Annotated in this window: 24 protein-coding genes; 15 read left to right on the plus strand and 9 right to left on the minus strand. The window is 70.2% G+C overall.

All coding sequences use genetic code 11. The annotated features are described in order from the left end of the window. Positions 1-2: 2 nt before the first annotated feature. Positions 3-419 (minus strand): alternative ribosome rescue aminoacyl-tRNA hydrolase ArfB, encoded by a 417-nt coding sequence (arfB, locus tag ACKTT0_RS21760; protein WP_407851846.1) that lies wholly within the window; start codon positions 417-419, stop codon positions 3-5. Between the two features lie 100 nt (positions 420-519). Here arfB and queE point away from each other — a divergent pair, with 100 nt between their 5' ends. Together queE and queD are read left to right on the plus strand one after the other, a co-directional pair. Then, the gene (queE, locus tag ACKTT0_RS21765) at positions 520-1,152 is read left to right on the plus strand and encodes a 7-carboxy-7-deazaguanine synthase (RefSeq protein WP_407851847.1); all 633 of its coding nucleotides are present in this window, start codon (positions 520-522) and stop codon (positions 1,150-1,152) included. A gap of 28 nt (positions 1,153-1,180) precedes the next feature. Further along, positions 1,181-1,624 carry a 6-carboxytetrahydropterin synthase QueD gene (queD, locus tag ACKTT0_RS21770; RefSeq protein ID WP_028355890.1) on the plus strand — a complete coding sequence of 148 codons (444 nt, stop codon included), beginning with the start codon at positions 1,181-1,183 and terminating at the stop codon, positions 1,622-1,624. 6 nt (positions 1,625-1,630) lie between these two features. Here queD and ACKTT0_RS21775 read toward each other — a convergent pair whose 3' ends face one another. Further along, positions 1,631-2,716 carry a TRAP transporter substrate-binding protein gene (locus tag ACKTT0_RS21775; RefSeq protein ID WP_407851848.1) on the minus strand — a complete coding sequence of 362 codons (1,086 nt, stop codon included), beginning with the start codon at positions 2,714-2,716 and terminating at the stop codon, positions 1,631-1,633. A gap of 12 nt (positions 2,717-2,728) precedes the next feature. Beyond that, positions 2,729-3,517 carry an aldolase gene (locus ACKTT0_RS21780; protein ID WP_407851849.1) on the minus strand — a complete coding sequence of 263 codons (789 nt, stop codon included), beginning with the start codon at positions 3,515-3,517 and terminating at the stop codon, positions 2,729-2,731. Between the two features lie 172 nt (positions 3,518-3,689). Between ACKTT0_RS21780 and ACKTT0_RS21785 the strand changes: the two genes are divergently transcribed. From ACKTT0_RS21785 to ACKTT0_RS21810, 6 genes are all read left to right on the plus strand, one after another. Next, the gene (locus ACKTT0_RS21785) at positions 3,690-4,286 is read left to right on the plus strand and encodes a helix-turn-helix domain-containing protein (RefSeq protein WP_407851850.1); all 597 of its coding nucleotides are present in this window, start codon (positions 3,690-3,692) and stop codon (positions 4,284-4,286) included. Positions 4,287-4,428: 142 nt separating this feature from the next. After that, the gene (locus ACKTT0_RS21790; RefSeq protein ID WP_407851851.1) at positions 4,429-4,905 is read left to right on the plus strand and encodes a MarR family winged helix-turn-helix transcriptional regulator; all 477 of its coding nucleotides are present in this window, start codon (positions 4,429-4,431) and stop codon (positions 4,903-4,905) included. Further along, positions 4,902-6,953 (plus strand): FUSC family protein, encoded by a 2,052-nt coding sequence (locus ACKTT0_RS21795; RefSeq protein WP_407851852.1) that lies wholly within the window; start codon positions 4,902-4,904, stop codon positions 6,951-6,953. Before ACKTT0_RS21790 ends, ACKTT0_RS21795 begins: the two co-directional genes overlap by 4 nt. Further along, the gene (locus ACKTT0_RS21800) at positions 6,950-7,168 is read left to right on the plus strand and encodes a DUF1656 domain-containing protein (RefSeq protein ID WP_407851853.1); all 219 of its coding nucleotides are present in this window, start codon (positions 6,950-6,952) and stop codon (positions 7,166-7,168) included. Before ACKTT0_RS21795 ends, ACKTT0_RS21800 begins: the two co-directional genes overlap by 4 nt. Beyond that, positions 7,165-8,043 carry an efflux RND transporter periplasmic adaptor subunit gene (locus tag ACKTT0_RS21805; RefSeq protein WP_407851854.1) on the plus strand — a complete coding sequence of 293 codons (879 nt, stop codon included), beginning with the start codon at positions 7,165-7,167 and terminating at the stop codon, positions 8,041-8,043. The genes ACKTT0_RS21800 and ACKTT0_RS21805 overlap by 4 nt, the downstream gene beginning before the upstream one ends. Continuing rightward, complete coding sequence (locus ACKTT0_RS21810; RefSeq protein ID WP_407851855.1) at positions 8,040-9,500, plus strand: efflux transporter outer membrane subunit; 1,461 nt, start codon at positions 8,040-8,042, stop codon at positions 9,498-9,500. The genes ACKTT0_RS21805 and ACKTT0_RS21810 overlap by 4 nt, the downstream gene beginning before the upstream one ends. Before the next feature lie 235 nt (positions 9,501-9,735). Here ACKTT0_RS21810 and ypfH read toward each other — a convergent pair whose 3' ends face one another. Beyond that, positions 9,736-10,440, minus strand: a complete 705-nt coding sequence (gene ypfH / locus ACKTT0_RS21815) for an esterase (protein ID WP_407851856.1) — start codon at positions 10,438-10,440, stop codon at positions 9,736-9,738. 129 nt (positions 10,441-10,569) lie between these two features. Here ypfH and imuA point away from each other — a divergent pair, with 129 nt between their 5' ends. From imuA to ACKTT0_RS21830, 3 genes are read left to right on the plus strand one after another with little or no spacing between them, the layout of a single operon-like run. Continuing rightward, positions 10,570-11,271, plus strand: coding sequence for a translesion DNA synthesis-associated protein ImuA (gene imuA / locus ACKTT0_RS21820; protein ID WP_407851857.1), 702 nt, complete (start codon positions 10,570-10,572; stop codon positions 11,269-11,271). Continuing rightward, a complete protein-coding gene (locus ACKTT0_RS21825) occupies positions 11,201-12,667 on the plus strand; it encodes a Y-family DNA polymerase (protein WP_407851858.1) in 1,467 nt (488 codons plus the stop codon). Before imuA ends, ACKTT0_RS21825 begins: the two co-directional genes overlap by 71 nt. 28 nt (positions 12,668-12,695) lie before the next feature. Further along, positions 12,696-15,866: an error-prone DNA polymerase gene (locus ACKTT0_RS21830; protein ID WP_407851859.1), complete on the plus strand. Its 3,171-nt coding sequence runs from the start codon at positions 12,696-12,698 to the stop codon at positions 15,864-15,866. A gap of 30 nt (positions 15,867-15,896) precedes the next feature. Here ACKTT0_RS21830 and ACKTT0_RS21835 read toward each other — a convergent pair whose 3' ends face one another. The 3 genes from ACKTT0_RS21835 to hmpA all read right to left on the minus strand — a co-directional run bounded on the left by ACKTT0_RS21835 (position 15,897) and on the right by hmpA (position 19,106). Continuing rightward, the gene (locus tag ACKTT0_RS21835; protein ID WP_407851860.1) at positions 15,897-17,144 is read right to left on the minus strand and encodes a D-amino acid dehydrogenase; all 1,248 of its coding nucleotides are present in this window, start codon (positions 17,142-17,144) and stop codon (positions 15,897-15,899) included. Positions 17,145-17,432: 288 nt separating this feature from the next. Next, entirely contained in the window at positions 17,433-17,870 is a 438-nt protein-coding gene (locus ACKTT0_RS21840; protein WP_407851861.1) for an Rrf2 family transcriptional regulator, read from the minus strand. 18 nt (positions 17,871-17,888) lie between these two features. After that, positions 17,889-19,106 carry an NO-inducible flavohemoprotein gene (gene hmpA / locus ACKTT0_RS21845; RefSeq protein ID WP_407851862.1) on the minus strand — a complete coding sequence of 406 codons (1,218 nt, stop codon included), beginning with the start codon at positions 19,104-19,106 and terminating at the stop codon, positions 17,889-17,891. Between the two features lie 170 nt (positions 19,107-19,276). Between hmpA and ACKTT0_RS21850 the strand changes: the two genes are divergently transcribed. Continuing rightward, positions 19,277-19,738 (plus strand): GatB/YqeY domain-containing protein, encoded by a 462-nt coding sequence (locus ACKTT0_RS21850; protein WP_407851863.1) that lies wholly within the window; start codon positions 19,277-19,279, stop codon positions 19,736-19,738. Here ACKTT0_RS21850 and dinB read toward each other — a convergent pair. Beyond that, positions 19,719-20,828 (minus strand): DNA polymerase IV, encoded by a 1,110-nt coding sequence (dinB, locus tag ACKTT0_RS21855; protein ID WP_407851864.1) that lies wholly within the window; start codon positions 20,826-20,828, stop codon positions 19,719-19,721. The two genes, ACKTT0_RS21850 and dinB, sit on opposite strands and share 20 nt — an antisense overlap. A 76-nt stretch (positions 20,829-20,904) precedes the next feature. Between dinB and ACKTT0_RS21860 the strand changes: the two genes are divergently transcribed. Beyond that, positions 20,905-21,318 carry a PaaI family thioesterase gene (locus tag ACKTT0_RS21860; RefSeq protein WP_407851865.1) on the plus strand — a complete coding sequence of 138 codons (414 nt, stop codon included), beginning with the start codon at positions 20,905-20,907 and terminating at the stop codon, positions 21,316-21,318. A gap of 173 nt (positions 21,319-21,491) precedes the next feature. Here the strand turns inward: ACKTT0_RS21860 and ACKTT0_RS21865 are convergent, their stop codons facing one another. After that, positions 21,492-21,947 carry a BPTD_2524 family lipoprotein gene (locus ACKTT0_RS21865; RefSeq protein WP_407851866.1) on the minus strand — a complete coding sequence of 152 codons (456 nt, stop codon included), beginning with the start codon at positions 21,945-21,947 and terminating at the stop codon, positions 21,492-21,494. 147 nt (positions 21,948-22,094) lie between these two features. On the opposite strand from ACKTT0_RS21865, the gene ACKTT0_RS21870 reads away from it, so the two are divergent. Both ACKTT0_RS21870 and ACKTT0_RS21875 read left to right on the plus strand, forming a co-directional pair. Next, a complete protein-coding gene (locus ACKTT0_RS21870; RefSeq protein WP_407851867.1) occupies positions 22,095-23,966 on the plus strand; it encodes a S9 family peptidase in 1,872 nt (623 codons plus the stop codon). A gap of 111 nt (positions 23,967-24,077) precedes the next feature. After that, positions 24,078-26,687, plus strand: coding sequence for a penicillin-binding protein 1A (locus ACKTT0_RS21875; protein ID WP_407851868.1), 2,610 nt, complete (start codon positions 24,078-24,080; stop codon positions 26,685-26,687). The last annotated feature ends 142 nt before the right edge of the window (positions 26,688-26,829 follow it).

The following is a 26,829-nucleotide window of genomic DNA, read 5'->3' on the forward strand; positions in this document are numbered from 1 at the left end:
ATTCAGTCGTCGGCCACCCGGCCGCGCAGGCGCTTGACCTCGCCATGCAGTACCTTGCGCTGCACGCGCCGCCGCTGCGACGCGCGGGTGGGCCGCGTGGGCCGGCGCGGCTTGGCCGGCCGGGCCACGCCACGCACCATCTCGGCCAGCCGCTCGAGCGCCTCGGCGCGATTTTTTTCCTGGCTGCGAAACGACTGCGCCTTGATGACGATGACGCCGTCCTTGGAAATGCGGCGGTCCGGCAGCGCGCACAGCGCCTCCTTGATGTGGGCCGGCAGGCCGGAGGCGCGCACGTCGAAGCGCAGGTGGACGGCGCTAGATACCTTGTTGACGTTCTGCCCGCCCGCGCCCTGGGCGCGGATCATGCCGAAGTCGATATCGCGTTCGTCCAGGTAGATGTCGTCCTGAACATGGTACATAGGCCGCCAGTCTACGCGACTCGGCCGGCCGCCGCGACCGGCGCCGGACCGGTAAAATAGCGGTTTGCCCCGGGGCCGGCCGCGCGCCGCCGCCATACGCATGACCTACTCCGCCAAAGAAATCTTCAAGACCCTGCAGGGCGAAGGCGCCCAGGCCGGCCGCGCGGCCGTGTTCTGCCGCTTCGCCGGCTGCAACCTGTGGTCGGGCCGCGAGGCCGACCGCGCCGCGGCCGCCTGTACTTTCTGCGATACCGACTTCGTCGGCACCGACGGACCGGGCGGCGGCAAGTTCGCCAGCGCGGCCTTGCTGGCCGACGCCATCGCCGCCGCCTGGGGCCCCGGCGACGCCGACCGCTATGTGGTCTTCACCGGCGGCGAGCCGCTGCTGCAGCTCGACGCCGCCCTGCTCGACGCCGTGCACGCGCGCGGCTTCACGGTGGCCATCGAGACCAACGGCACCCTGCCCCCGCCGCCCGGCATCGACTGGATCTGCGTCAGCCCCAAGGGCAGCGCGCCGGTAGTGGTCGAGCGCGGCAACGAACTCAAGCTGGTCTACCCGCAACTGGACGCGCGGCCCGAGGCGTTCGCCGACCTCGATTTCCAGCATTTCTTCCTGCAGCCCATGGATGGCCCCGCGCGCCTGGCCAACACCGAACGGGCCGTGCAATACTGCCTGCAGCATCCGCAGTGGCGCCTGAGCCTGCAGACCCACAAATACATAGGCATTCCATGAAACACCCCTACGCCGCGCGGAGCGCCCGATGATCTCGGTGACCCGCAGGCTGGAATTCGATGCCGGCCATCGCATTCCCGACCACCGCAGCCAATGCCGCAACCTGCATGGCCACCGCTACGTGCTCGAAGTCACGCTGGCCGGCGACGTGGTCGAAGCGCCGGGCGCGTCCGACAACGGCATGCTGATGGACTTCTCGGAGATCAAATCGATCGCCAAGCGGCATATCGTCGACCCCTGGGACCACGCCTTCCTGGTCTACCAGGGCGACGCGGCCGTGCGCGCGTTCCTCGACACGCTGCCCGGCCACAAGACCGTGGTGCTGGACTGCATCCCCACCGCGGAAAACCTGGCCGCCGTCATCTTCCGCACGCTGGCGCCGCACTATCACGGCCACTACGGCGCCCAATTGCGCCTGGCGCGCGTGCGGCTGTACGAAACCCCCAACTGCTGGGCCGACTGCGACGGCTGAGCGGCGCTACAGCCCGCGCTCGCGCGTGGCCATCAGGTAGTTCTCGGCCGCCCCGTCGTTGACGCTCGCCCACAGCAACTGGCCGTCGCGGAACGCACGCCACGAAGCCAGCACCTTGGCGAATTCCGGGCTTTTCGCGGCGTAGTCGTCGAGCACCTCGCGGGTGGCCCGCTGCATGGCATCCATCACGGCGGGCGGCCAGCCCTTGAGCTTGACGCCCTGGCCCACCAGGCGCTTGAGCGCGGGAATATTGTTGGCGTCGTACTTGGCCAGCAGGTCCGCGGCGGCACTGGCGCTGGCGGCGCGCAGCACCTCCTGGTAGCGCGGCGGCAGCTTGGCCCAGCTGTCGCGGTTGATCGCCAGGCACAGGCTGGCGCCCAGTTCGAGCACGCCCGGCCCGTAGTAGTAGCTCGCCACCTTGGCGAAGCCCAGCTTCTCGTCGTCGTACGGCCCCACGAACTCCACCGCGTCCAGCGCGCCCTTCTCCAGCGCGGGATAGATGTCGCTGCCGGCCACCTGCTGCGGAATCGCGCCGAGCTTCTCGTAGACCATGCTGAGCAGGCCGGGCGTGCGGATGCGCAGGCCTTTCAGGTCGTCCGGCGCCTTGATTTCCTTGCGGAACCAGCCGCCCATTTGCGCGCCGGTGTTGCCGCACGGGATCGCCAGCGCATTGAAGCCCGCGTACAGTTCGTCGACCAGCGCCTGGCCGCCGCCGTGCAGCAGCCAAGCGGTATGCTGGCGCGGCGTCAGGCCGAACGGCACGCCCGTATCGAACACCAGCGCGGGCTGCTTGCCCAGGTAATAGAATCCCGCCGTGTGCCCGCATTCGGTGGTGCCGTTCTGCACGGCATCCAGCACTTGCAGCGGCGGCACCAGCTCGCCGGCCGAGAACGGCCGTATGGTGAACTTGCCGTCGGTCATCGCCGCCACCCTGGCGGCCAGGAATTCGGCGGCGCCCCACACCGTGTCGAGCGAGCGCGGAAAACTGCTGGGCATGCGCCAGTTCACGGCGGGCGCTTCTTGCGCCACCGCGGGCGCGGCCAGCGCGGCGCCACCCGCGCCAGCCAGGGTCAGGAATCGACGGCGTTGCATGGCGGGCTCCTCTCAGGCGGTGCAGTCGGGCGCCTCGCGCAGCACCCGCCGCGCGAAATAGGCGAAGGTCAGTTCCAGGATCTTCGGCTTGACCAGGAAATCGTGCGACTCGCGCGCCAGTTCGGCAGGCACCGGCTTGACCGGCCCGATGGCCCGTGCGCGCAATTGCAGCGCCGCCACCTGTTCCAGCCAGATCGCCATCACCGTCGCCTCCTCGATCGACTTGCCGGCGGTCAGCATGCCGTGATTGGCCAGCAGGATGGCGCGCTTGTCGCCCAGCGCGCCGGAGATGATCTCGCCCTCGTCGTCGCCGATCGGCAGCCCGGGCCATTCCGGCAGATAGGCGCAATCGTCGAAGAACGGCGTGGCGTCCATGTGCGCCACCACCAGCGGCTCGCCCACCATGGACAACGCCGAAACGGCCGGCGGGTGCGTGTGCACGATGCACTGGACTTCGGGCCGGTGCCGGTATACCCAGGCATGGAAACGATTGGCCGGATTGGGCAGCGATTTGCCGTCCAGTGGATTGATGTCCTCGTCGATGAGGATCAGTTCGCTGGCGCGCGCCTCGTCGGCGCCCAGCCCGAAAGGCAGCGTCCAGATGGTGCCCGGCTGCTCGCCGCGCGCGGTGATCTGCCCGGCCAGGCCGCCATGCCAGTGGCCCTGCGCGGCCAGCATGCGGCAGGCCAGCGCCATTTTCTGCGCCGGGCTCCAGGCCGCCGCGGCGGGCGCGCGTTCATCGATCTCGCGATCGACACGACGGCGCAGGACGTCCTTGTCCTGGGAAGAATAGCTTTGCATCGTGGTCATCCGTGGTAATGGCTTGAAGATACTTTGTTGTCTTATAGGCAACTTGTTGCCCAAAGTACAAATAATTGCCCCGGCCTTCAACGCGGGGAAACCCTCGGGCGGCGCTGTCCGCCCGCTGCAAAAGTGGCATCATGCAGCCTTCGTCCGTCCGATCGCCGCCTCCATGCCGTCCAATCGCCCGCCGCCCGCCGCCACCGCGCCCGATGCCCAGCAGGTCGGGCTGCGAATACGGGCCACGCGGCGGCGCCGCAAGCTGACCCTCGCGCAGGTCTCGGCGCAGACCGGCCTGGACAAGGGGTTCCTCTCGCGCCTGGAACGGGGCGAGAAGTTCGCCTCGGTCGGCACGCTGCACACGGTGGCGACGGCCCTCGGTACCACCTTGTCGGCGCTGCTGGGCGAAACCGATCCCAAGGACGAGATCCATATCGTGCGGGCCGGCGAGCGCCATCGCGTGGCTTCGTCCGAACGCGACCCGGGCGAGCACGCCTACGAAGCCATCACCATGGGCGGCTCCGGCAGCGGGCTGTCGGTCATGGTGGTGCAAGTGGGCAGCCATGGCGAGCGCACGGTCGCCAACCATGCCGGCGACGAGCTCATCTTCGTGCTGGAAGGCCGGGTGCGCGTGTATTTCGGCGAACATACCGTGCTGCTCGAGCGCGACGACAGCGTGCGCTTTCCCGGCTACCTGCCCCACAGCCTGCGCGCCGAGGGCCGCAAGACGGCGCGCGCCCTGATCGTCATCGCCAGCGACCGGACCTGAACCCCGCCCCGCGGGCCGCCGCCCGCCCGTCGCCCTCGTCCACCCTATCCGTAGCGGCACAGCGGCGCCCCTCCTGCGCGCCGATTGATTGCGCCGCTCGAGATATTGATAGGATGCTAATAAATAGGATACAATCAAACTCATGAACACGCCGTCCGATTCCCGCCTCATGGCCGCCACGGCCAGCCTGATGGTGTTGTCGCGCGCCTATCGCGGCGCGGCCGACAACGCCCTGTCCGAATACGGCCTGTCGCAGGCCACGGCCTGGCCGGTCATCATCGCCGGCCGCCTGGGCGACGGGGTGCGCCAGGGCGCGCTGGCCGAAGCCCTGGGAGTCGAAGGCCCGTCCCTGGTGCGCGTGCTCGATCACCTGGTCTCGGCCGGCCTGATGGAGCGCCGCCCCGACCCGCACGACCGCCGCGCCCGCACCCTGCACCTGACGCCCGACGGCCAGGCCCTGCGCGAGCGCGTCGAAGGCGTGCTGGCGACCCTGCGCCGCCGGCTGTTCAAGGACGTCAGCGACGCCGACCTGGAAGCCTGCCTGCGCGTGTTCGACACGCTCAAGACCACGCTCGGCCGGCAGGCGGCCTCGGCCACCGAGGAGGACTGCCGGCCATGAAGCTCCCCGACGGCAACGAACTGCTCTTTTCCGTGAAGTGCTACCTGGGCGCCATTACGGCGCTTTATCTTTCCTACACCATCGGCCTGTCGCGCCCCTTCTGGGCCATGACCACCGCCTACGTCGTGTCGCAGCCCTGGGCCGGCGCGGTCCGCTCCAAGGCCGTGTTCCGCCTGGGCGGCACATTCTTCGGCAGCGCGGCCATGGTGTACCTGGTGCCGCGCTTGTCCAACGCGCCGGTGCTGATGATCCTGGCCATGGTGCTGTGGGTCGGCCTGTGCCTGTACATCGCCGTGCTGGACCGCACGCCGCGCTCGTACCTGTTCATGCTGGCCGGCTACACCGCCGCCATGATCGGTTTTCCCAGCGTCACCGACCCTTCCACCGTGTTCGACACCGGGCTGGCGCGGGTCGAGGAAATCAGCCTGGGCATCGTCTGCGCCACGCTCGCGCACAGCCTGGTGCTGCCGCGCGGCATCGCCGGCCCCTTGATGGCCCGGCTCGACGCCACCGTGCGCGATGCGCGCAACTGGATCCACGACACCCTGGCGCGCCGCGGCGCCGAGCAGAACGGCAAGGAACGGCGCGTGCTGGCGGAAGACATCACGCTGCTGCGCATGCTGTCGACCCACGTGCCGTTCGACACCGGCAACATCCGCTGGACCGCCGGCGCGGTGCGCGCCATGCAGGACCAGATCGCCGCGCTCACGCCCCTGGTGTCGGCCGTGGACGACCGCCTGCGGGCCTTGCAGGACAACGGCCAGGCGCTGCCCGAGCCGGTAGACGCGGTGCTGCGCGATATCGCCGCCTGGGTCGACGCCGGGCCGCAAAGCGAGCGCGCCCAAGCCGGCGCGTTGCGCGCCGCGCTGGCGCGCCTGGCGCCGCAGATCGGCCCCGCCGCGAGCTGGCGCGACACGCTGTTGGCCAGCCTGGTGACGCGCCTGCGCGAACTGGTCGACGCCTACGACCGCTGCCTGGCGCTGCGCCACGACATCCGCGCCGGGCTGGCCGGCGCGCCGCGCCGCGGCGGCCGCCAGGCCCGCCTGGGCGCCGGCGCCACGCTGCACCGCGACCACGGCCTGGCGCTGCTGTCGGCCCTGGCGGCCGGCCTGGCCATTTCGGTGTGCTGCGCCTTCTGGATCGGCACCGCCTGGACCAACGGCGCCACGGCGGCCATGATGGCGGCCATCTTCAGCTGCTTTTTCGCCGCGCAGGACAACCCGGTCCCCGGCATCATGCAGTTCCTGGCCTACACCATTTATTCGATCCCGCTTTCAGCGCTGTACCTGCTGGGCATCATGCCGGCCATCCATTCGTTCGAGATGCTGGCGCTGTCCATCCTGCCCGTGGCGCTGGCGCTGGGCGCGCTGATCCCCCGGCCGGCCCACACCGGCAAGGCCATGGCGCTGCTGTTCGGCTTCCTGGGCACGCTCGCGCTGCACGACACCGGCACGGCCGACCTGGTCTCGTTCGTCGACACCATGGCGGCACAGATCATCGGCGTGGCGACGGCCGCGCTGGTCGCCGCCATTTTCCGCACCATCAGCGCCGAGCAGAGCGCGCGTCGCATCCAGGCGGCCAACTGGAAAGAGCTGGCCGCGCTGGCCGGCGCCGGCGGCGCGCCCTCGCGCTCGGCCTATAACTCGCGCATGCTCGACCGCATCGGCCTGTTGCAGCCGCGCCTGGCGCTAGCCAGGCGCGCCGACGACCAACTGGCTGCCGATGCCCTGAAAGACCTGCGCGTGGGCAACGACATTGCCGAACTGCAGCGCGCGCGGCGCCTGCTGCCGGCCGCCGATGCGGCCATCCGGCCGGTGCTGCGCGGGCTGGCGGGATTCTTCCAGCAGCGCTCGGCCGGCCGCCCGCGCGGCGAATCGCCCGGCTTGCTGGCCGACATCGACCGCGCCCTGACGCGCGTGACCGCCACTCCCGGCGCCCTGGCGGCGCGCGACCGCGCGGTGGTGGCGCTGGTCGGCATCCGCCGCGCGCTGTTTCCCGAAGCCCTCGACTACCAGCCCGGCGTGCTGCCGCCGGCCCACGCATCATGATCGGCGAGTTCGATTTCTACGGCATTTATTTCCCCTGGCTGCTGGTGCTGGGCCTGGTCACGCTGGGCGTGGCCTGGGCCGTGCGCCGCGTACTGGCGCGCGCGGGCTTCTACCGGCTGGTGTGGCACCCGGCGCTGTTCGATGCCGCGCTGTTCGTCGTACTGCTGTACGGCGTGTACCTGATTTCCCCTTACGTATTCAAGACAGCATCATGAAAATCCTCAACGCGCTGCGCCGCCCCGTGGTGGGCAAGTTTCTCGTGACGGCATTGACCGTCGCCGCGGCCGTCTATGCGGGCTGGCAATTGTGGAATCACTACGAAGTCGAGCCCTGGACGCGCGACGGCCGGGTCAAGGCCTATGTGGTGCAGGTGGCGCCCGACGTGTCGGGCCTGGTGACCGCCGTGCCGGTGCGCGACAACCAGGACGTCAAGGCGGGCGATGTCCTGTTCGAGATCGACCGCGCCCGCTTCCAGCTCGCCTACGACCAGGCGCAGGCCGCGGTGCGCGCGCAACAAGTGGCGCGCGACCAGGCGGCGCGCGATGCGCGGCGCAACCGCTCGCTCGGCAAGCTGGTGGCGGCCGAAGTCCTGGAACAGAGCCAGGCCCGCCTGCAGCAAACCGAGGCGGCCCTGGCCGAAGCCCAGGTGCAGCGCGCCACCGCCAAGCTCAACCTGGAACGCAGCCGGGTGGTCGCGCCGACCGACGGGCGTGTCACCAACCTGGACCTGCGCGTGGGCGCATACGCCACCGCCGCGCATCCGGTCATGGCGCTGGTGGACGCCGGCTCGTTCTATGTGGAAGGCTATTTCGAGGAAACCAAGCTGGTGCATATCCATGAGGGCGACGCGGCCACCGTCACGCTGATGGGCGAATCGCGGCAGATCCGCGGCCACGTGGACAGCATCGCGCTGGGCATCGCCGACCGCGACCGCAGCACCGGCGCCAATCTGCTGCCCAACGTCAACCCCACTTTCAACTGGGTCCGGCTGGCGCAGCGCATCCCGGTGCGCGTGCAGATCGACCAGGTGCCCCAGGGCGTGCGGCTGGTGGCGGGCCAGACCGCGACCGTGGAGGTCGACGCATCATGATCGCCCGTCCGCTCACCGCCCTGGCGCTGGCCCTGGCGCTGGCCGGCTGCGCCGCGGTCGGCCCCGATTACCACCTGCCCGCCAGCGCGGCGGCCCAGCGTCCGGCGGCATCGGCCGGCTTCCAGCAGGCCCGCGAGACGGCGTTCCGGCAGGACAGCGTGCCCGGCACCTGGTGGCGCCTTTACCAGGACCCCACACTGGACGCCCTGATCCAGCAGGCGCTGCAGGCCAACACCGACCTGCGCATCGCCGCGGCCAACCTGCGGCGGGCCCAGGCCGTCACCCAGGAAGCGCGCGGCCAGCAACAGCCCACGCTGGGTATCGACGCCTCGCCCGCTTTCGGCCATGCCTCCGGCGTCCAGGCCGGCGCCCCCGATACCCGTCCGATGGACCGCTGGTCTTATTCCAGCGGCATCAGCATCGCCTACCAGGTCGACTTGTTCGGCCAGATCCGCCGCGCCGTCGAGGCCGCGGCCGGCGACGAACAGGCCGCGCAGGCTGCCTACGATGCCGCGCGCGTCACCGTGGCCGCCGAAACGGCGCGCGCCTACGCCGATATCTGCGCGGCCGGCATGCAACTGGCTTCGGCGCGCCGGTCCGTGCAAGTGCAGCGCGACTCGCTGGATGCCGTGCAGCGCCTGCAACAGGCGGGCCGCGGCACGGCGCTGGATGTCTCGCGCGCGCGCAGCCAGCTCGAGCAACTGCAGGCGGAACTGCCGCCTTTCCAGGCCAGCCAGCGCACCGCGCTGTACCGCCTGGCCGCCCTGACCGGCCGCGCGCCCGCCGAGATGCCGGCCGCGCTGCTGCAATGCGCGCGCCCGCCGCGCCTGGACCAGCCGATTCCGGTGGGCGACGGCGCGGCGCTGCTGCGGCGCCGCCCCGATATCCGCCAGGCCGAACGCACCCTGGCCGCCGCCACGGCGCGCATCGGCGTGGCCACGGCCGCGCTGTACCCCAGCATCACCCTCGGGGTGTCGGGCGGCTCGGCCGGCCCTGCCACCATGCTGGGCGAGCGCGGCACATTCAGCTGGAGCGTCGGCCCGCTGATCTCCTGGACGCTGCCCAATACCGGCGTGGCACAGGCCCGCATCGCCCAGGCCCGCGCCAGCGCCGGCGCCGCGCTGGCGCGCTTCGACGCGGCGGTGCTGGGCGCCTTGCGCGAAACCGAGAGCGCGCTGGTGATCTATGCGCGCCAGCTCGACCGCGACGCCGCGCTGCGGGCCGCGCGCGACCAGAGCGCGCTGGCCGCTCGCCAGGCTGAACAACTGTTCCGGGCCGGCAAGACCGACTACCTGACCGTGCTGGACGCCCAGCGCACGCTGGCCGCCAACGAAAGCGCGCTGGCCGCCTCGCAGGCCGCGCTCAGCGACGACCAGATCGCCCTGTTCCTGGCATTGGGCGGCGGCTGGCAGGATGCGCCGGCCGGGAGTGGGGCAGCGGCCGGCAGCCACGGATAGGCGACTGGAAGCCGGCGCCGCGCTGCGGTGTCAGACACCCCTGGCAACGCTTGCGAGTATTTGCGCCATCTACGCAGGGGGTGTCTGACACCTGGGCAACCGGCATCGGGTTGCGGTGTCAGGCACCATCGGCTTGTTGTGTCAAACACCCCTTGCGACGCTTGGGCCTATCCGCGCCGCTTGCGCAGGGTGTCTGACACCTGGGCGACATCCGGGCACCCCGGCCGACCCGCGTTCAATGCAGCGTCGATCCTTCGGGCGGTTTCTGGTTCAGCCCCAGCGCGGCTTCCCAACTGCGCAGCGGCACGCAGGTCTGCAGGCGCTCGATGGCCCGCTGCACCAGGGCGGGATGCAGCTCGTGGCCCACCCTGCTCGCCACGTCGATGGTGGAATCGCCATGCAGGGCATCGAGCCGCGCCTGGGCGGCCTGGGCATGCGCCACCGCCATGACCTGGTCGTCGGCGCCATGCAGCAGGTGGATGGTGGTGTACTGCGGCGCGCTCTTGGGCAATTGGGCATAGCGGCCGGAAAACGCCAGCACCCGGCCCGCCAGCCCGTCGTGGGCCTGCACGGCTTCCAGCGCCATGATGGCGCCCTGCGAAAAGCCCGCCAGGGCGGTATCGGACTGCAGCAGGCCGAGGCGGGCCTGGGCGGCGCGGATATAGTCGACCAGCGCCGGCAGGGCGCGGGCCACGCGCTCGCCGCGGTTGTCCTCGTTTATGCCGCGCACCGAAAACCATTGCCGTCCGACGGCCCCGCCGTCGTAGGGCTCGAAGCCCGCCGGCGCGAGAATGGCGGCCGCCGGGAAAGCGGCGCCCAACTCCCGCGCGAGCGGCAGCAAGTGTTGCGGCGTGCCGCCCACGCCATGCAGCAGGATGAACAACTGCTGGACGGCAGTGCCGGGGGCGGGCAGGAATTCGAGTTCGGCAGGATCGGCCATGGGGTTCCGGGGGCGCGCGCTGGCGCGCGCCGCAAAGTTTCATTGTAGAGGCCGCCCCGGGCAGTCCCAAGCCTGGTCCGCGCAGCGCCAGAAATACTGTATATTTGTACAGTAAACCAGGCCCATCCTATGTTGTCTCCCGAACGCATCCACCCCGCTCTGTGGCGCGCCACGCAACTGGCGCGCGGGGCCAGTTGCGGCGTGCCGACCGGCCACGCCGCGCTGTCGGCGCAGCTGCCCGGCAGCGGCTGGCCGCCAGGCGCCCTGGTCGAATTGCTGGCCCCGCACCCCGGCATCGGTGAAATCCGCCTGCTGCAGCCCGCCCTGGCGCAGCGGGGCGGCCGCCCCATCGCCCTGGTGCAGCCTCCGCACGTGCCGCACCTGGCCTGCTGGCAGGCCTGGGGGCTGGACCCGCGCCACTTGCTGTGGGTCGCCCCCGAGCGCCCCGCCGATGCCCTGTGGGCGGCCGAACAGATCCTCAAGCACGGCAGTTGCGGCGCCCTGCTGTGCTGGCTACCACGCGCCCGCGCCGAGTCGCTGCGCCGCCTGCACCTGGCCGTCCAGGGCAGCGATACGCTGTGCTTCGCCTTCCGTCCCGCCACGGCGGCGCAACAGGCTTCGCCCGCCCCGCTGCGCCTGGCGCTGGCGCCCGCGCCGGGCGGCCTGTCGGTGCACATTCTCAAGCGGCGCGGCCCCGCCTGCCCCGAACCGCTGGCCATCGTCTTCGAACCCGGCACCGCGCCGGCCGCCGTTCCTCATCATGCGCCTCTGGATCGCCGTCTTCCTGCGCTGCCTGCCGCTGGACGCCGCACGCCCGCAATGGCCTCCTGACGCGGCATTCGCCGTGATGGACCAGGAACGCCTCGCGGCCTTGACGCCGGCGGCGGCCACGGCCGGCCTGCAGCCCGGCATGCGGCGCGCCGGCGCGGCCGCCATTGCGCCACACGTGTCCCTGCTGGCGCGCGACCCGGCCGCCGAAACGCGGCTCCTGCACGAGACCGCCCTGGCCTTGCTGCAATACACCCCGGAAGTCGCCCTGGCCGGCGCCGATGCGGTGCTGCTGCAGGTCGGCGCCAGCCTGGCATATTTTGGCGGCCCGCGGGCGCTACACCGGCGCATTGCCGCCACGCTGCGCGCCATGGGCCTGCACGCCCGCCTGGGCATGGCGCCCACCGCCCAGGGCGCCTGGCTGCTGGCCCGCCAGCCGGAACGCGGCAGGCCGCGCCGCGCATTGCAACTCGCCACCCTGGCGCGCCGGCTCGACGCCTTGCCGTGCGAACTGCTGCCCTGCGCCCTGCCGCGCCAGGACTGGCTCCACGACATCGGCTGCCGCACCCTGGGAGCGCTGCGCCGCCTGCCGCGCGCCGGCCTGCAGCGCCGCTGCGGCACCGAGCTGCCGCAGGCCCTTGACGCCGCCTATGGCGTGGCGCCCGAATGCCACGCCTGGATCCAGGCGCCCGCCCGGTTCCGGCAACGCCTGGAACTGCCCGACTACATCGAGCACGCCGACGCGGTGCTGGCTTCGGCGCGGCGCCTGCTCGAACAATTGTGCGGCTGGCTGGCCGCCCTGCGGCGGGCGGTGCGGCACGTTACGCTGGTCCTCGAGCACGAACGCGGCCGGCGCATGCGCGCGCCCACGATGCTGCACCTGCAGCTGGCCGAGCCCGCCTGGCAGCCGTCGCACCTGCTCAGCCTGCTGCGCGAAAAGCTGGGCCGCCTGCAGCTCGAGGCGCCGGTCATCGCGCTGGTGCTGCGGGTAAGCGAAACCGTGGAGCAGCCGGCCGCCAGCACCTGCCTGTTTCCCGAACCGGGCGGCACGCCCGCCGAACACGCCCGCCTGCTGGACCTGCTCAGCGCCCGCCTGGGCCGCGCCCGCGTGCTGCATGCCCGGCCGCTGGCCGACCACCGGCCCGAAGCCGCCAACCGCTGGCAGGCCGCGCAAGACGGCCCCGGCGCCGCGGCCACGCTGCCCGGGCCGCTGGACCGCCCTTTCTGGCTGCTGGATCCGCCCGTGCCCCTGCAAGTGGCGCAGCACCGGCCGGTCTATGCCGGCCAGCCCCTGCGCCTGGTGCGCGGCCCGGAACGCATCGAAAGCGGCTGGTGGGACGCGGCCCTGACGGTGCGCGACTACTTCGTGGCCGAGGACGCCGCCGCGGCCCGCTACTGGATCTACCGCGAGCGCGATACCGAACACGCCCGCTGGTTCCTGCACGGGCGCTATGCCTAGGGCCTGCCCACGCTGAAAGGAGCCTCGCATGGACCTGCCCTCATCCGCCCTGCTGCCCGGCTACGCCGAGCTGCAATGCCTGACCAACTTCTCGTTCCTGCAAGGCGCCTCGCACCCCGGGGAACTGGTCGAGCAGGCCGCGCGGCTGGGCTATGCCGCCCTGGCCATCACCGACGAATGCTCGCTGGCCGGCGTGGTGCGCGCCCTGGTGGAAGCCGAAAAACACCGCCTGCCGCTGATCATCGGCAGCACCCTGGCGCTGCGGGCCGATCCTGCCGCGCCGGCCTTGCAGCTCGTGCTGCTGGCGCAAACCCGCACCGGCTACGGCAACTTGTCCGAACTCATCACCCTGGGCCGCTCGCGCGCGCCCAAGGGCGAATACCGGCTCGCGCCCGGCGATATCGCCGCGCCCGGCGCGGCCCACGCGCATTTGCGCAGCATGCCCGAATGCCTGGCCATACTGTCCCCGCCGCATGGCGTGGATGCGGACTTGCTGGCCGAGCAGGCGCGCTGGCTGGCGCGCACCTTCCCGGGCCGTGCCTGGGTCGGCCTGACCCTGCTGCACCAGGCCCGCGACGACCTGCACAAGGCAGCGGTGCAGCAGGCGGCGCAGGCCGCCGGCCTGCCGGTGGTGGCGCTGGGCCGGGTGCAGATGCACTTGCGCTCGCGCAAGCCGCTGCACGACACGCTGGCCGCCATTCGCAGCAAGCGGACCGTCGCGCAATGCGGCTACGACCTGCTGCCCAATGCCGAGCAGCACCTGCGCACCCGCATGCGCCTGGCCGCGCTGTATCCGCCCGAGACCCTGGCCCAGACCCTCGCCATCGCAGAACGCTGCACGTTCTCGCTGCGCGAACTGAAATACGAATATCCCGACGAGATCGTGCCCGCCGGCGAAACGCCGACCAGCCACCTGCGCCGCGCCGTGCTGGCCGGCGCGCGCGACCGCTTCCCCGACGGCATACCCGCCTGGGTGGCCGGGCTGATCGAAAAAGAACTGGCCCTGATCGCCGAACTGGAATACGAGCCCTACTTCCTCACCGTCCACGACATCGTGCGGGAAGCGCGCCGCCGCGACATCCTGTGCCAGGGGCGCGGCTCGGCGGCCAATTCGGTGGTGTGCTATTGCCTGGGCATCACCGCCGTCCACCCGCACCAGAGCCAGACCCTGTTCGAGCGCTTCATCAGCAAGGAGCGCAACGAGCCGCCCGACATCGACGTCGATTTCGAACACCAGCGCCGCGAAGAAGTCATCCAGTACATCTATGAAAAATACGGCCGCGACCGCGCCGCCCTGACCGCCGTGGTCATCTCGTACCGGCCGCGCAGCGTGCTGCGCGACACCGGCCGCGCGCTCGGCGTGGACCCGGGCATCATCGACGCGGTGGCCCGCGCGCACCAATGGTGGGACGGCAAGCAGGCGCTGCTGCGCACCCTGGGCTCCTGCGGCCTCGACCCGCAGTCGCCGGTGGCGCGCCACTGGGCCATCCTGGCCGAGACGCTGATGGGCTTCCCGCGGCACTTGTCGCAGCATCCGGGCGGCTTCGTGATCTCGCGCGGCAACCTGGCGCGGCTGGTGCCCATCGAGAACGCCGCCATGCCCGAGCGCAGCGTCGTGCAATGGGACAAGGACGACCTGGACGCCCTGGGCCTGCTCAAGGTCGACATCCTGGCGCTGGGCATGCTGTCGGTGCTGCACCGCGCGCTGGATTTCGTCGGCCGGCGGCGCGGCCGGCCGCTGGCGCTGCACGAGATTCCCGCCGACGACGAAGCCACCTACGACATGATCTGCGAGGCCGATACCATCGGCGTGTTCCAGATCGAATCGCGCGCGCAGATGAGCATGCTGCCGCGCCTGAAGCCGCGTAAATATTACGACCTGGTGGTGCAGGTGGCCATCGTGCGGCCCGGCCCGATCCAGGGCGGCATGGTGCATCCGTATCTGCGGCGACGCAATGGCGAACCCGCAACCTATCCCAGCAAGGAAGTGGAAGGCGTGCTATCGCGCACGCTGGGCGTACCCATCTTCCAGGAACAGGTCATGCAGATCGCCGTGGTAGCTGCCGGCTTCACACCGGGAGAGGCCGACGCGCTGCGGCGCTCGATGGCGTCCTGGAAGCGTAAAGGCGACGTCGACCGGTTCAACAAAAAATTGGTCGAAGGTCTGCTGAAAAACCAGTACAGCCCCGCATTCGCCGAGGCCATCATCCGCCAGATCGAGGGTTTCGGCGAATACGGGTTTCCCGAAAGCCATGCCGCCAGCTTCGCGCTGCTGGCCTACGCCAGCGCCTGGCTCAAATGCCACGAGCCCGAAGCCTTCCTGGCGGCGCTGCTCAATTCCCAGCCCATGGGCTTCTACGCGCCAGCCCAGCTGGTGCAGGACGCGCGCCGCCACGGCGTGACGGTGCTGCCGGCCGATGCCGTCATCAGCGGCTGGGAAGCGTCGCTGGAAGTCCTGCCCGCCGCCGGCGCGGCCGCCGAGGCGCCGCGTCCGGCCGTACGGCTGGGCCTGAACCAGGTGCAAGGGCTGTCGGAAGACGCCGCGCGGCGCATCGAACGGGCGCGCCAAGCACGGCCGTTCGCCGATACCCGCGACCTGGGCCGCCGCGCCGCGCTCAGCCGGCACGAGCTCGACGCCCTGGCCGCCGCCGACGCGCTGCGCAGCCTGGCCGGCCACCGCCGGCTGGCCAGCTGGCAGGCCAGCGCCAGTGTCGCCAGCCGCGACCTGCTGCGCGATGCCGATATCGTGGAGACCGACACGCCCGCCCTGCCCGCGCCCACCGAAGGGCAATCGATTTCCGCCGACTACCGCAGCCTGCGGCTGACCCTGCGGCGCCATCCCCTGGCGCTGCTGCGTCCGCGCCTGCAGGCGCTGCGCTTCCAGACCGCGGAAACGCTCAGATCCTATCCGCACCGCCGCCTGGCGCGGGCCTGCGGCCTGGTCACGGTGCGCCAGCGCCCGCAGACCGCCAAGGGAGTGATCTTCGTCACCCTGGAAGACGAGACCGGGCCGGTCAACGTGGTGGTGCGCACCGAGCTCATCGAGCGCCAGCGCCGCGAACTGCTGGGCGCCACGCTGCTGGGCGTGTACGGCACCTGGCAAAGCGTCGAGGGCGTGAGCCACCTGGTGGCGCAGCGCCTGGTGGACTTATCCGAGCTGCTGGGCGGCCTGGAAGCGCGCAGCCGCAATTTCCATTGAGGCGGCCCGCCGGGCCAGGCCCGCACGGCGCTACGGCTTGAACGGCGCCGCGTCGATCGGCAGCTCCAGCCCCGACATCTGCGCGGTCAGCAAGGCAGCGCTGCCGCAGGCCAACGTGAACCCCAGCGCGCCCTGGCCGATGTTCAGCCACAGGTTGTCGGCCGCCCGGCTGGCGCCGATCAGGGGCTTGCCGGTCGGCGTGGCCGGCCGCTGTCCGGCCCAGGGCACGGCCTGGCTCAGGTCCAGCTGCGGGAAGGCCTCGCCGACCTGGCGCTTGAGCAGCGCGATGCGGGCCGGCTCGATGTCCGCATCCGGGCTGCCGATATCCACCATGGCCGCGATGCGCAGCACCCGTCCCAGGCGGGCATAGACGATGCGCCGCTCGTAATCGGTCACGCTGATGGCCGGCGCGGCCTGGTCGTCCGCCGCCAGGGGCACGCTCAGGCTGTAGCCCTTCAGGGGATACAGCGGCACGTCCTGGCCCAGCGGCTTGAGCAGCGCGCGGCTGCCCGTGCCGGCGGCGATCACCACCGCGTCGGCGCCGATGTCGCCGGCCGCGGTCTCGACCGCGACGATCCTGCGGCCCTCGCGGCGCAAGGCCCGCACCGGGCTGGCCATGCGGCATTCGACATTGCCCAGCGCCTTCAGGCGCCGGAACAGCGCCTCGGTGAATTGCCGGCAATCGCCCGCCTCTTCGCTGGGCGTATAGACGGCGCCGGCCAGGCTGCTGCCCAGGCCGGCCAGGGCCGGCTCCAGCGCCACCGTCTCCGCGGCATCGAGCACGCGCTGCTCGGCGCCCAGCGCCGCCTGGTAATCCACCAGCTTGCGGGCCTTCGCCAGCAATTCGGGGCTGCGATAGGCGATCAGCTTGCCGTTGCGCACATGGCCGAAATCCAGCGGCTCCTGTTCGAGCAGTCCGTGCATGACGTCTCGGCTCAAGTACGACAACGCCTGCAACTGCGCCGTGGAAGCGCGCGCCACCGAGGCCCGGCACGCCAGCGCGAAGCGCAGGCACCACAGCCACTGGTGCGGGTCCAGACGCGGACGGAAGCGCAGCGGCGAATCGGCGCGCAGCAGCCAGCCCGGCACACTGGGCAACACCCCGGGACCGGCCAGCGGCGCCACATAGCTATAGCTGAGCTGCCCGCCATTGGCATAACTGGACACCGTGGCCGGACGCGCCCGGCTGTCGACCAGCACTACCTCGTGGCCCTGCCGGGCCAGGAAATACGCCGACGTCACACCCACGACGCCGGCCCCGATAACGCAAACCCTCATGGAAAACCCTGATAAAAAGACTCCGGACCATTCTGTAACAGTGCTGCCCCCGTGGCAAATTCCAAACTCGCGGGTGGGCATAACCTAAGGTTCGGGGTAAGAGGTCGACACCCCGGAGTGTGTCCGTGGATGCTGATGGCGTCGTTGCGGGTGGGCGGGGCCAGGGATGGATTGGGTTCTTGCGTTTGGGCGTCGCGCCCGCAGAAAGGACGACAACTTTGCAGGCCCATTCGTTGCTGGCGCCGGGCGCACGCTGGCGGAGCCCAGCAGGCACGAATTCAGCCTGGCTCAGGCTGCCCGATGCAGCCGCACGATGGCGGCCTGGGTGGGTTCGCGCACCAGGTCGGCCAGGCTGTGGCGGTTCAGGCTGTCATAGAAGCCCTGCAGGCTGTCCGCCAGCACGCCGGACAGCCTGCAGGAGCCGTTCAGCGCGCACGGCGGTTCGGCGCAGTTGATCAGCGGGCCCTGGTGTTCCAGCGCGCGCACCAGGTCGCCTACCGGATACTCGGCCGCCGGGCGCGCCAGCCGCAGGCCGCCGCCCTTGCCGCGGGTGGTCGACACCCACCCCTGCGTCGCCAGGAAATGCACCACCTTGGCCATGTGATGGCGCGACACGCCGAAGCGCGCGGCGATCTCGGGGATCGTTGCGGGCATGTCGCGGCCATCGCTTTGCGTCAGGTACATCATGACGCGCAGGCCGAAATCGGTGTACCGGGTCAGCTGCATGCGGCCAGACTATACCGTCTATGCGCCCGGCCCGCCCGTGCCGAACACTTCGGCATGGATGCGCTCGGGCGCTACGCCCAGCCGCGCCAGCGCCTCGCACTGGGCGCTCATGAAGGGCAGCGGGCCACACAGGTAGTAATCGGCGTCGGGCAGCACCGCCACGTCGCGGATCGCCTGCAGGTCAATGCGGCCCACATAGTCGTAGTCGCGTCCCGGCTCGTCGCCGGCGCCCACGGTCTCGTAGTAGACGATCTTGCGCACGTTGGGCCGGGCGGCCGCCGTGTCATTGATATGCTGCTTCATCGCATGCACCGAGCCGTCGCGGCAGGCATGCACGAAACGGATCTGCCGGCCATCGTCGCGCGAGACCAGGTGGTTCAGCATCGACACCATGGGCGTCAGGCCCACGCCGCCGCTCAGCAGCACGACCGGCGCGGGGCGGCTGGTCTGCAACACAAAATCGCCCTGCGGCGGCGCCACGTCCAGCACGTCGCCCTCATTGACGCAGCCATGCAGGACATTCGAGACGCTGCCGGCCGGCGCGCCGCCGGCCCCGCCCTCGCGCTTGACCGAGATGCGCAGGCGCCCCTGGCCGGGCGCATCGGACAGGCTGTACTGGCGCGGCTGCATCATCCCCAGCTCGGGCACGTAGACGCGCAGCGAAATGTACTGCCCCGGCAGGTATTCGGGCACCGGCCCGCCGTCGGCCGGCGCCAGGTAGAACGAGGTGATCTCGGCGCTCTCCGGTACCTTGCGCTCGACCCGGAAGGCGCGCCAGCCGGTCCAGCCGCCGGGTTTCGCGGCCGACTGGGCATACAGGCGGCTTTCCTCGGCGATCAGCAAGTCGGCCAGTTGCCCATAGGCGGCGGCCCAGGCGGCGACCAGCTCATCGGTGGCCGCCTCGCCCAGCACCTCGCTGATCGACGCCAGCAAATGCTTGCCGACGATGGCGTAGTGTTCCGCCCGTATGCCCAGGCTGACATGCTTATGCACGATGCGCTCGACCACCGGCATCAGCACCGATGGATCGTCGATGTGCTCGGCGTACGCGGCCACCGCCGCCGCCAGCGCCTGTTGCTGCTGCCCGCCCTGCTGGTGTCCCTGGTTGAAGACCTGCTTGAGTTCCGGGTTGTGGCGGAACATGCGGGCGTAGAAATGGCGGGTCAATGCCTCGCCATGGGTTTTCAGGACGGGCGCGGTGCCCTTGACCAGCGCGCGGACTTCCTGGCTCAACATGAATACGGCTCCTTCGACAACGGTTGCGGCTAAAACATGTATTTATAATACATCTTTAAACGCCGCCTCGCTGCCACCATTCAGCCAGGCCGCTGATCAGGCGTTTGCGCGCCATGCTGCCGGGCGGTTAAAACAACAGTTTCGCCGTACTCACCACAAAGGTTTTCACCATGAGCAGCATCCCGCTCAAGACCCGCCTGTCCGACGCCGTCAAGGACGCCATGCGCGCCCGCGACTCGCAGCGCCTGTCCACCCTGCGCTTCCTGGTCGCCGCGGTCAAGCAGAAGGAAGTCGACGAGCGCCGTGAACTGAGCGACGCCGACGTCACAGCCATCATCGAGAAACAGGTCAAGCAGCGGCGCGAATCCATCGCCGCCTTCGAGCAGGCCGGCCGGCTGGAAACCGCCGCCCAGGAAACCGCCGAACTGGACGTGCTGCGCGAGTTCCTGCCACAAGCCGCCTCGCCGGAAGAAATCAGCGCCGCCATCGACGCCGCGCTGTCCGAAGTGGCCGCCCAGGGGGTCAACGGCGCGTCCGCCATGGGCAAGGTCATGGCCATCCTGAAACCGGCCCTGGCTGGCAAGGCCGACATGGCGGCCGTCTCGCAGCAGGTCAAGCAACGCCTGGCGTAGCGGCCGGCGACACGCCGAACAGGTCCAGGTCGGCCTGCCGCGCCTGCGCGGCGCCGTCGCTGAAATTGCTCATTCCCACCCCCGCCAGCCGATAGCGCGTACTGGCCGGCAGGTCGACGCGCCCGCGCAACTGGCGGGCCACCTCGGCCAGCATCTCGGCCGACTCCGGGGCGCGCGCCAGCGTCAGCGTGCGGGTCAGAATGCGGAAGCGGTCGGTCTTGAGCTTGAGCACCACGGTGCGGCCGATGGCGCCCTTCTTCAAGCCCTGCTCCCATACCTTCACGGCCAGGCGCTGCAGCGGCTCGTCCAGCGCCTCCAGCGGCAAGTCGGTGAGAAACGTGGTTTCGGCCGAAATCTGCTGCAGCGGCGCGTCGGTCTGCACCGCGCGCTCGTCGATGCCCTGCGACAACTCGTGCAGGCGCACCCCGTAGCGGCCGAAATGTTGCTCCAACTCGGCCGCGCCATACCGCCCCAGGTCGCCCACCGTGCGCACGCCCAGCGCTTCCAGGCGGGCCTGCATGACCTTGCCCACGCCCGGCACCTTGCGCACCGGCAACGGCTGCAGGAATGCCAGCACCTGCGCGGGCTTGATGACGAACAGCCCATCCGGCTTGTTCCAGTCCGACGCAATCTTGGCCAGGAACTTGTTGGGCGCCACGCCGGCCGAGGCGGTCAGGCGGGTTTCCTGCAGGATCTCGCGGCGAATGGCGCGGGCGACCTCGGTGGCCGACGCCAGGCCCAGCTTGTTGACCGTGACATCCAGGTAGGCTTCGTCCAGCGACAGGGGCTCGATCAGGTCGGTATGGCGCGCGAATATGCCGCGCACCTGGCGCGACACCTCGCGGTAGCGGGTGAAATCGGGCGGCACGTACACCGCGTCCGGACAGAGGCGCTGCGCGCGCGCCACCGACATGGCCGAATGCACGCCGAAACGCCGCGCCTCGTACGAGGCCGCGCACACCACCGAGCGCGGCCCCTCCCAGGCCACCACCACCGGCAGCCCGCGCAAGGCGGGATTGTCGCGCTGCTCGACCGACGCGTAGAAGGCGTCCATGTCGATGTGCACGATCTTGCGCGGGGACGAAAGCATGGTTGGCGAAACGGCAAAGCGGAAAAGAGAATATTATGGCGCGCTTGTCGCGCTTTCATCTCTACCGCACGCCTTCATGACCACGCCCGCCTCCCCCGACTACTTCGGCCTGACCATTCCCCTGATGAGCCTCATGGGGCTGATCCCCGACAGCGTCGGCCCCGACACCGCCCGCACGCGGCTGCCCTGGCGCGCCGACCTGACCAACAGCCGCGGCGACATCCACGGCGGCACCCTGATGAGCGTGCTGGACTTCACCCTCAGCGCGGCGGCGCGCGGCGCCGATGCCAGCCTGGGGATGGCCACTATCGACATGACCACCAGCTTCCTGTCGCCGGGCACCACCGACCTGGTCATCGAAGCCCGCTGCCTGCGGCGCGGCGCCTCCATCGCGTTCTGCGAAGGCGAGATCCGCGGCGCCGACGGCCAGCTCGTCGCCAAGGCCTCGGCCACTTTCAAGGTCATCAAGCGCCGCCCCGGCGGCGACTGAAGCGGTCCCGCGCCGTAGGTCCTTCCGATTTAACCGGGCATCCGTCATCGGCCCCGTTCACCACGCCAGCCTCCGCCCTTCAACGACATAACGAAGGACACTTGCGGCCTGAGGCGTCTTCAGCCTCGCCATGTTCATCGCCACGCCGCGCGGCAGGGCCATCCGCCGGCGGGTCAACGCGGCTGCGGCAGCGTCCAGGCTTCCTCGGACGGCCGCGGGTCGCCCGGCATGTACGACACGCACGACGGCACTCCATAAATGATGGCTTCGCGCATGGCGCGCACCGCGTCGCTGTTCCAGATGCCGCGGCCCCACATCGTGATGTCCACTTTCGACTGCCGCTCGTTCAGCGCCGCGATGCGCACGCGCGCCACGTCGGCGCCGGTAAAGGGCGCCACCACCCGCAGCGAGGCGCCGCCGCCGGCCTGGTCGAGCCCGCCCACCACCTGGTAGGCTCCCGAACCGCGCAGGCAGCGCTCGGCCTGCGCGTTGGCGGCCCGATAGGCTTCGCGGTAATCCGACTGGGCAGTGAAGGAATCCGTGGGCGAGTTCCCGCCGGCGGAAATCCCGCTGGAGCATCCCGCCAGGCCTACGGCGCAAGCCGCCGCCGCAACTGCAATTCTGATCATGTTGACTCCCGTGATATGGCTGCGATTATCCCGCAATCGGGCATCGCCCTGCCAGCCGCGCCACGCGGCGTCCCGGTTCGACGCCGCCAACGGCCTGTGGCATGATCGGCGCATACTGCCGGGCCTGCCCGGCGCAGGAGATCCGCCTTGCCCAATGCCACGTTCCCCGCCCGCCGGCCGCCGCGCCTCTATCCGCTGAAGGACTTCTTCCGCAACCCCGAGCGCGGCTTTTTCCGCCTGTCCGACGACGGCAAGACCCTCGGCTTCATGCAGCCCGTGGCGCTGGACGAACACCCGCCGCGCATGAACATCCATGTGCAGGCCTTGCAGGACGGCCGCCCGGTCGGCGCGCCGCGCCGCCTCACCGGCGAAACCGCGCGCGACATCAGCAATTTCTTCTGGAAGGGCGACGATACCGTGCTCTACCAGAAGGACTTCGGCGGCGACGAGAACTTCCACGTGCTGGCCGTCAACGCCCGCACCGGCACGGCGCACGACCTGACGCCCTATCCCGGCGTGCGCGCCGGCATCGAGGACGACCTGCCCGACGACCCCGACCACGTCCTCATCAGCCACAACCAGCGCGACTCGCAGGTGTTCGACGTCTACCGCGTCAACGTGCGCACCGGCGCGGCGGTGCTGGTGGCGCAGAATCCGGGCAATGTGGTGGGCTGGCAGACCGACCACGCCGGCAAGGTGCGCGCCGCCCTCACCAGCGACGGGCTGGACACCACCCTGCTCTACCGCGACGACGAAGGCGCGCCGTTCCGGCCGCTCATCACCACCGACTACCGCACCACGGTCAGCCCGGCGTTCTTCACCTTCGACGACCGCAAATTCTATGCGCTGAGCAACCGCGGCCGCGATACGCTCGCGCTGGTCATCATCGACCCCGCCGCGCCCGACGCGGAAGAACTGGTCTACGCCAGCGGGCAGGTCGACCTCGACGCCGCCGGCTATTCGCGCAAGCGGCGGGTGCTGACCCTGGCCGCCTACCAGACCGACAAGCCGCGCCGCCATTACTTCGACGCCCAGACCGAAGCCCTGTACCGCCAGTTCGAGGCGCTGCTGCCCGGCTACGACGTGGCCCTGCAGGGCTGGAACCGCGACGAGGACACCTTCATCGTGGCCGCCTACAACGACCGCACCCCGGGCGCGCGCTACCTGTTCCAGTCCGTCACCGGCGCGCTGCACAAGCTGGCCGATATCAATCCGGCCATTCCCGAAGCCGACATGGCGCCGGTGCGGCCCATCCAGTACACCAGCCGCGACGGCCTGGCCATCCACGGCTACCTGACCCTGCCGGCCGGCCGCGAACCGCGCGGCCTGCCGTGCATCGTCAACCCGCACGGCGGCCCATGGGCGCGCGACGGCTGGGGCTACAACCCGGAAATCCAGTTCCTGGCCAACCGCGGGTTCTGCGTGCTGCAGATGAATTTCCGGGGTTCCACCGGCTATGGCCGGCGCTTCTGGGAGGCCGGCTTCGGCCAGTGGGGCCTGGCCATGCAGGACGACATCACCGACGGCGTGCGCTGGCTCATCGACCAGGGCATCGCCGACCCGGCCCGCATCGGCATCTATGGCGGCAGCTACGGCGGCTACGCCACGCTGGCCGGCATCGCCTTCACGCCCGACCTCTACGCGGCCGCCGTCGATTACGTCGGCGTCTCCAACCTGTTCACCTTCATGAACACCATCCCGCCCTACTGGAAGCCGCTGCTGGCCAAGATGCACGACATGGTGGGCCACCCCGAGCGCGACCGCGAGCGCCTGGCCGCCACCTCGCCGGCGCTGCACGTCGACCGCATCCGCACCCCGCTGCTGATCGCCCAGGGGGCGCAGGACCCGCGCGTCAACAAGGCGGAAAGCGACCAGGTCGTGCAGGCGCTGCGCGAGCGCGGCGTCGAGGTCGAATACCTGGTCAAGGACAACGAGGGCCACGGCTTTCACAACGACGAAAACAAGTTCGAGTTCTACGCCGCCATGGAAACCTTCTTCGTCGAGCACCTGAAACCATAAAAAACGGGACAAATCGGCCCGGACGGCTACCCGCTTCCTTGGCATGTTTGGTTACGGAAACCTAAACCCTCGCGGGCGGGTCTATCCGGTTCTGACCTAGAATCGGCAGCAATGAATACCCCTGAGCACCACACATCCGCCCCCTCGCGGGGCGCCAGACAACGCCTGCGCAAGCCCATCCTGGCCAAGGCCGCCGTGGCCCTGGCCGGGCTGGCCGCCTGCGGCGCCGTTTTCCTGACCCTGGCCATCGCCCTGGCCTGGCCCAGCCTGCCCGCCCTGCACGCCATGACCGACTACCGGCCCAGCGTGCCGCTGCGCATCTACACCGCCGACCGCGTCCTGATCGGCGAGTTCGGCGAAGAGCACCGCAACGTGCTGCGCTTCCAGGACATCCCCCTGGTCATGAAGCAGGCCATCCTGGCGGCCGAGGACGACAGCTTCTACGAACATGGCGGAATCGACTGGATGGGCATGCTGCGCGCCGGCCTGGCCAACATCGTCAGCATGTCCAAGTCGCAGGGCGCCAGCACCATCACCATGCAGGTGGCGCGCAATTTCTACCTCAGCTCCGAGAAAACCTACTCGCGCAAGTTCTACGAGCTGCTGCTGACCTTCAAGATCGAATCCGAGCTCACCAAGGACCAGATCCTCGAGCTCTACATGAACCAGATCTACCTGGGACACCGCGCCTACGGCTTCGCGGCGGCCTCGCGCACTTATTTCGGCAAGCCGCTGTCCGAGGTCACCGCCGCCGAGGCGGCGCTGCTGGCCGGCATCCCGAAGGCGCCGTCGCGGTCCAACCCCATCACCAACCTGGACCGCGCCAAGGCGCGCCAGCACTATGTGCTGGGCCGCATGCAGGCGCTCGGCTACCTGACGCCCGAGCAGGCCCAGGCCGCGCTCGAGCAGCCGCTGCTGATCCGCGGCAGCGAGGGCGCGCTGCCCGACGGGTTCCCCATCCATGGCGAATACCCGGCCGAGCTGGTGCGGCAGATCATGTACGGCATCTTCCAGGACGAAACCTACACGCGCGGCATCGACGTCTACACCACCATCGACTCCAAGGCGCAGCAGGCTGCCTACGAGGCGGTGCGCGCCGGCGTGCTCGACTACACCCGGCGCGCGCGCTACCCCGGGCCGGAGGACCAGCTCGATCTGCCCGACGGCATCGAGCAGGACGCGCAGGCATTCGAGGAAATCCTCGACGGCGTCCAGGAAGAATCCCCCGACAGCGACGGCCTGCTCTCCGGGGTGGTGCTGTCGGCCAGCCCGGCCGAGGTCAAGGTGGCGCGCAGCGCCCGCGAAATCATCACCGTGTCCGACAAGAAAGCCCTGGCCGTGGTGGCGCGCGCGCTCGACCCCAAGGCCGACGATGCGCTGCGCATCCGGCGCGGCTCGGTCGTGTACCTGCACAAGAACGGCGACACCTGGGAAATCGTCAACATGCCGGCGTTGCAAGCCGCGCTGGTCTCGATGTCGCCACAGGATGGCGCGATCCGCGCGCTGATCGGAGGTTTCGATTTCTACCGGGGCTCGTTCAACCGCGCCACGCAGGCCTGGCGCCAGCCGGGCTCGACCATCAAGCCCTTCGTGTATGCCGCCGCGCTCGAACGCGGCATGACCCCGGCCACGCAGGTGTCCGACCAGCCCTTCGTCCTCACCGTCGAGCAGACCGGCTCGCGCCCCTGGATGCCGAAGAACGACGGCAACCGCTACGAGCCCATGCAAACCTTGCGCCAGGGCCTGTACCGGTCCAAGAACATGGTGTCGATCCGCATCCTGCAGGCCATCACGCCGCAGTACGCGCAAGACTACCTGACCCGCTTCGGCTTCCAGAAAGAACGCTGGCCCGCCGTGCTGCCCCTGGCCCTGGGCGCCGGCGGCGCCACGCCGCTGCAGGTGGCGGACGCCTATGCCGTATTCGCCAACGGCGGCTACCGGGTGCCGCCCTACCTGATCTCCCGCGTCACCGATCGCGCCGGCGAAGTGCTGATGGAGGCCCAGCCGAGCGTCGCTGGCGACGCCGCCGCGCGCGCCATCGACCCGCGCACCGCCTGGGTCATGGACGACATGCTGCGCGACGTGGCCTCCATCGGCACCGGCGCCCGCGCCAAGCGCACGCTGCAGCGCGACGATGTCGCCGGCAAGACCGGCACCACCAACGACGCCGTCGATGTCTGGTTCGCGGGCTACACCCCCGCGCTGGTCACCACCGTCTGGATGGGCTTCGACCAGCCCAAGTCGCTCGGCAGCAACGCCTTCGGCAGCGGGCTGGCGCTATCGACCTGGCTCGACTACATGAAGCCCGTCCTGGCCGATGTGCCGGTGCAGCCGCAGCGGCCCATGCCAGGCGGCCTGATCACGCACAACGGCGAATACTATTTCTCCGAATTCCCGCCCGGCCAGGCGGTGGCCTCGCTGGACCTCTCCAGCGGCGACACGCTGACGGATTTCCTGAACAACATGCGCCAGAGCGACGACGCGCCCACCCGCGTGCGGCCGCTCGACGCCCCGCCCGCAGGCGGGCCCATGCCGTCCATCGCCGTGCCGCGCGTCGGCCAGGCTGCGCCCCCGGCCGTACCGGCGTCGGCCGGGCCCGGCGGCGGCACGCCCGTCGAACCGGATGCGCCGGCCCTGGCCATTCCCGTGCCCAAGGCGCCGGGCCCGGCCAATGCCCGGCCGGTCATCGCCCCCCAGGCCATGGAGTCGCGCCCGCTCTGATGGGCGGGCCGGCCGTGCCCGCCCGCAGGGGTCCAGGGCACCCTTTGCCGCCGCGTGCGTCGACAAAATTCGCGATCTCGGCAAAGATCACGATGAGAATCGATATTGTTCATGATATCGTTCAGGTTTTAGTCAATTCCCC

Origin of the sequence: Bordetella saccharivorans (assembly GCF_045862855.1) — a bacterium.
Lineage (GTDB): Bacteria > Pseudomonadota > Gammaproteobacteria > Burkholderiales > Burkholderiaceae_B > Bordetella_A > Bordetella_A petrii_F.

Bases quoted from the DNA above. Each gene is read 5' to 3' on its own strand.
- ACKTT0_RS21875 (WP_407851868.1), top strand. From the start codon at position 24,078: ATGAATACCCCTGAGCACCACACATCCGCCCCCTCGCGGGGCGCCAGA.
- ACKTT0_RS21835 (WP_407851860.1), bottom strand. From the start codon at position 17,144: ATGAGGGTTTGCGTTATCGGGGCCGGCGTCGTGGGTGTGACGTCGGCG.
- imuA (WP_407851857.1), top strand. From the start codon at position 10,570: ATGTTGTCTCCCGAACGCATCCACCCCGCTCTGTGGCGCGCCACGCAA.
- queD (WP_028355890.1), top strand. From the start codon at position 1,181: ATGATCTCGGTGACCCGCAGGCTGGAATTCGATGCCGGCCATCGCATT.
- hmpA (WP_407851862.1), bottom strand. From the start codon at position 19,106: ATGTTGAGCCAGGAAGTCCGCGCGCTGGTCAAGGGCACCGCGCCCGTC.
- ACKTT0_RS21780 (WP_407851849.1), bottom strand. From the start codon at position 3,517: ATGCAAAGCTATTCTTCCCAGGACAAGGACGTCCTGCGCCGTCGTGTC.
- ACKTT0_RS21825 (WP_407851858.1), top strand. From the start codon at position 11,201: ATGCGCCTCTGGATCGCCGTCTTCCTGCGCTGCCTGCCGCTGGACGCC.
- ACKTT0_RS21795 (WP_407851852.1), top strand. From the start codon at position 4,902: ATGAAGCTCCCCGACGGCAACGAACTGCTCTTTTCCGTGAAGTGCTAC.
- ACKTT0_RS21805 (WP_407851854.1), top strand. From the start codon at position 7,165: ATGAAAATCCTCAACGCGCTGCGCCGCCCCGTGGTGGGCAAGTTTCTC.
- queE (WP_407851847.1), top strand. From the start codon at position 520: ATGACCTACTCCGCCAAAGAAATCTTCAAGACCCTGCAGGGCGAAGGC.
- ypfH (WP_407851856.1), bottom strand. From the start codon at position 10,440: ATGGCCGATCCTGCCGAACTCGAATTCCTGCCCGCCCCCGGCACTGCC.
- ACKTT0_RS21800 (WP_407851853.1), top strand. From the start codon at position 6,950: ATGATCGGCGAGTTCGATTTCTACGGCATTTATTTCCCCTGGCTGCTG.
- ACKTT0_RS21840 (WP_407851861.1), bottom strand. From the start codon at position 17,870: ATGCAGCTGACCCGGTACACCGATTTCGGCCTGCGCGTCATGATGTAC.
- ACKTT0_RS21775 (WP_407851848.1), bottom strand. From the start codon at position 2,716: ATGCAACGCCGTCGATTCCTGACCCTGGCTGGCGCGGGTGGCGCCGCG.
- ACKTT0_RS21860 (WP_407851865.1), top strand. From the start codon at position 20,905: ATGACCACGCCCGCCTCCCCCGACTACTTCGGCCTGACCATTCCCCTG.
- ACKTT0_RS21850 (WP_407851863.1), top strand. From the start codon at position 19,277: ATGAGCAGCATCCCGCTCAAGACCCGCCTGTCCGACGCCGTCAAGGAC.
- ACKTT0_RS21810 (WP_407851855.1), top strand. From the start codon at position 8,040: ATGATCGCCCGTCCGCTCACCGCCCTGGCGCTGGCCCTGGCGCTGGCC.
- ACKTT0_RS21790 (WP_407851851.1), top strand. From the start codon at position 4,429: ATGAACACGCCGTCCGATTCCCGCCTCATGGCCGCCACGGCCAGCCTG.
- dinB (WP_407851864.1), bottom strand. From the start codon at position 20,828: ATGCTTTCGTCCCCGCGCAAGATCGTGCACATCGACATGGACGCCTTC.
- arfB (WP_407851846.1), bottom strand. From the start codon at position 419: ATGTACCATGTTCAGGACGACATCTACCTGGACGAACGCGATATCGAC.
- ACKTT0_RS21785 (WP_407851850.1), top strand. From the start codon at position 3,690: ATGCCGTCCAATCGCCCGCCGCCCGCCGCCACCGCGCCCGATGCCCAG.
- ACKTT0_RS21830 (WP_407851859.1), top strand. From the start codon at position 12,696: ATGGACCTGCCCTCATCCGCCCTGCTGCCCGGCTACGCCGAGCTGCAA.
- ACKTT0_RS21865 (WP_407851866.1), bottom strand. From the start codon at position 21,947: ATGATCAGAATTGCAGTTGCGGCGGCGGCTTGCGCCGTAGGCCTGGCG.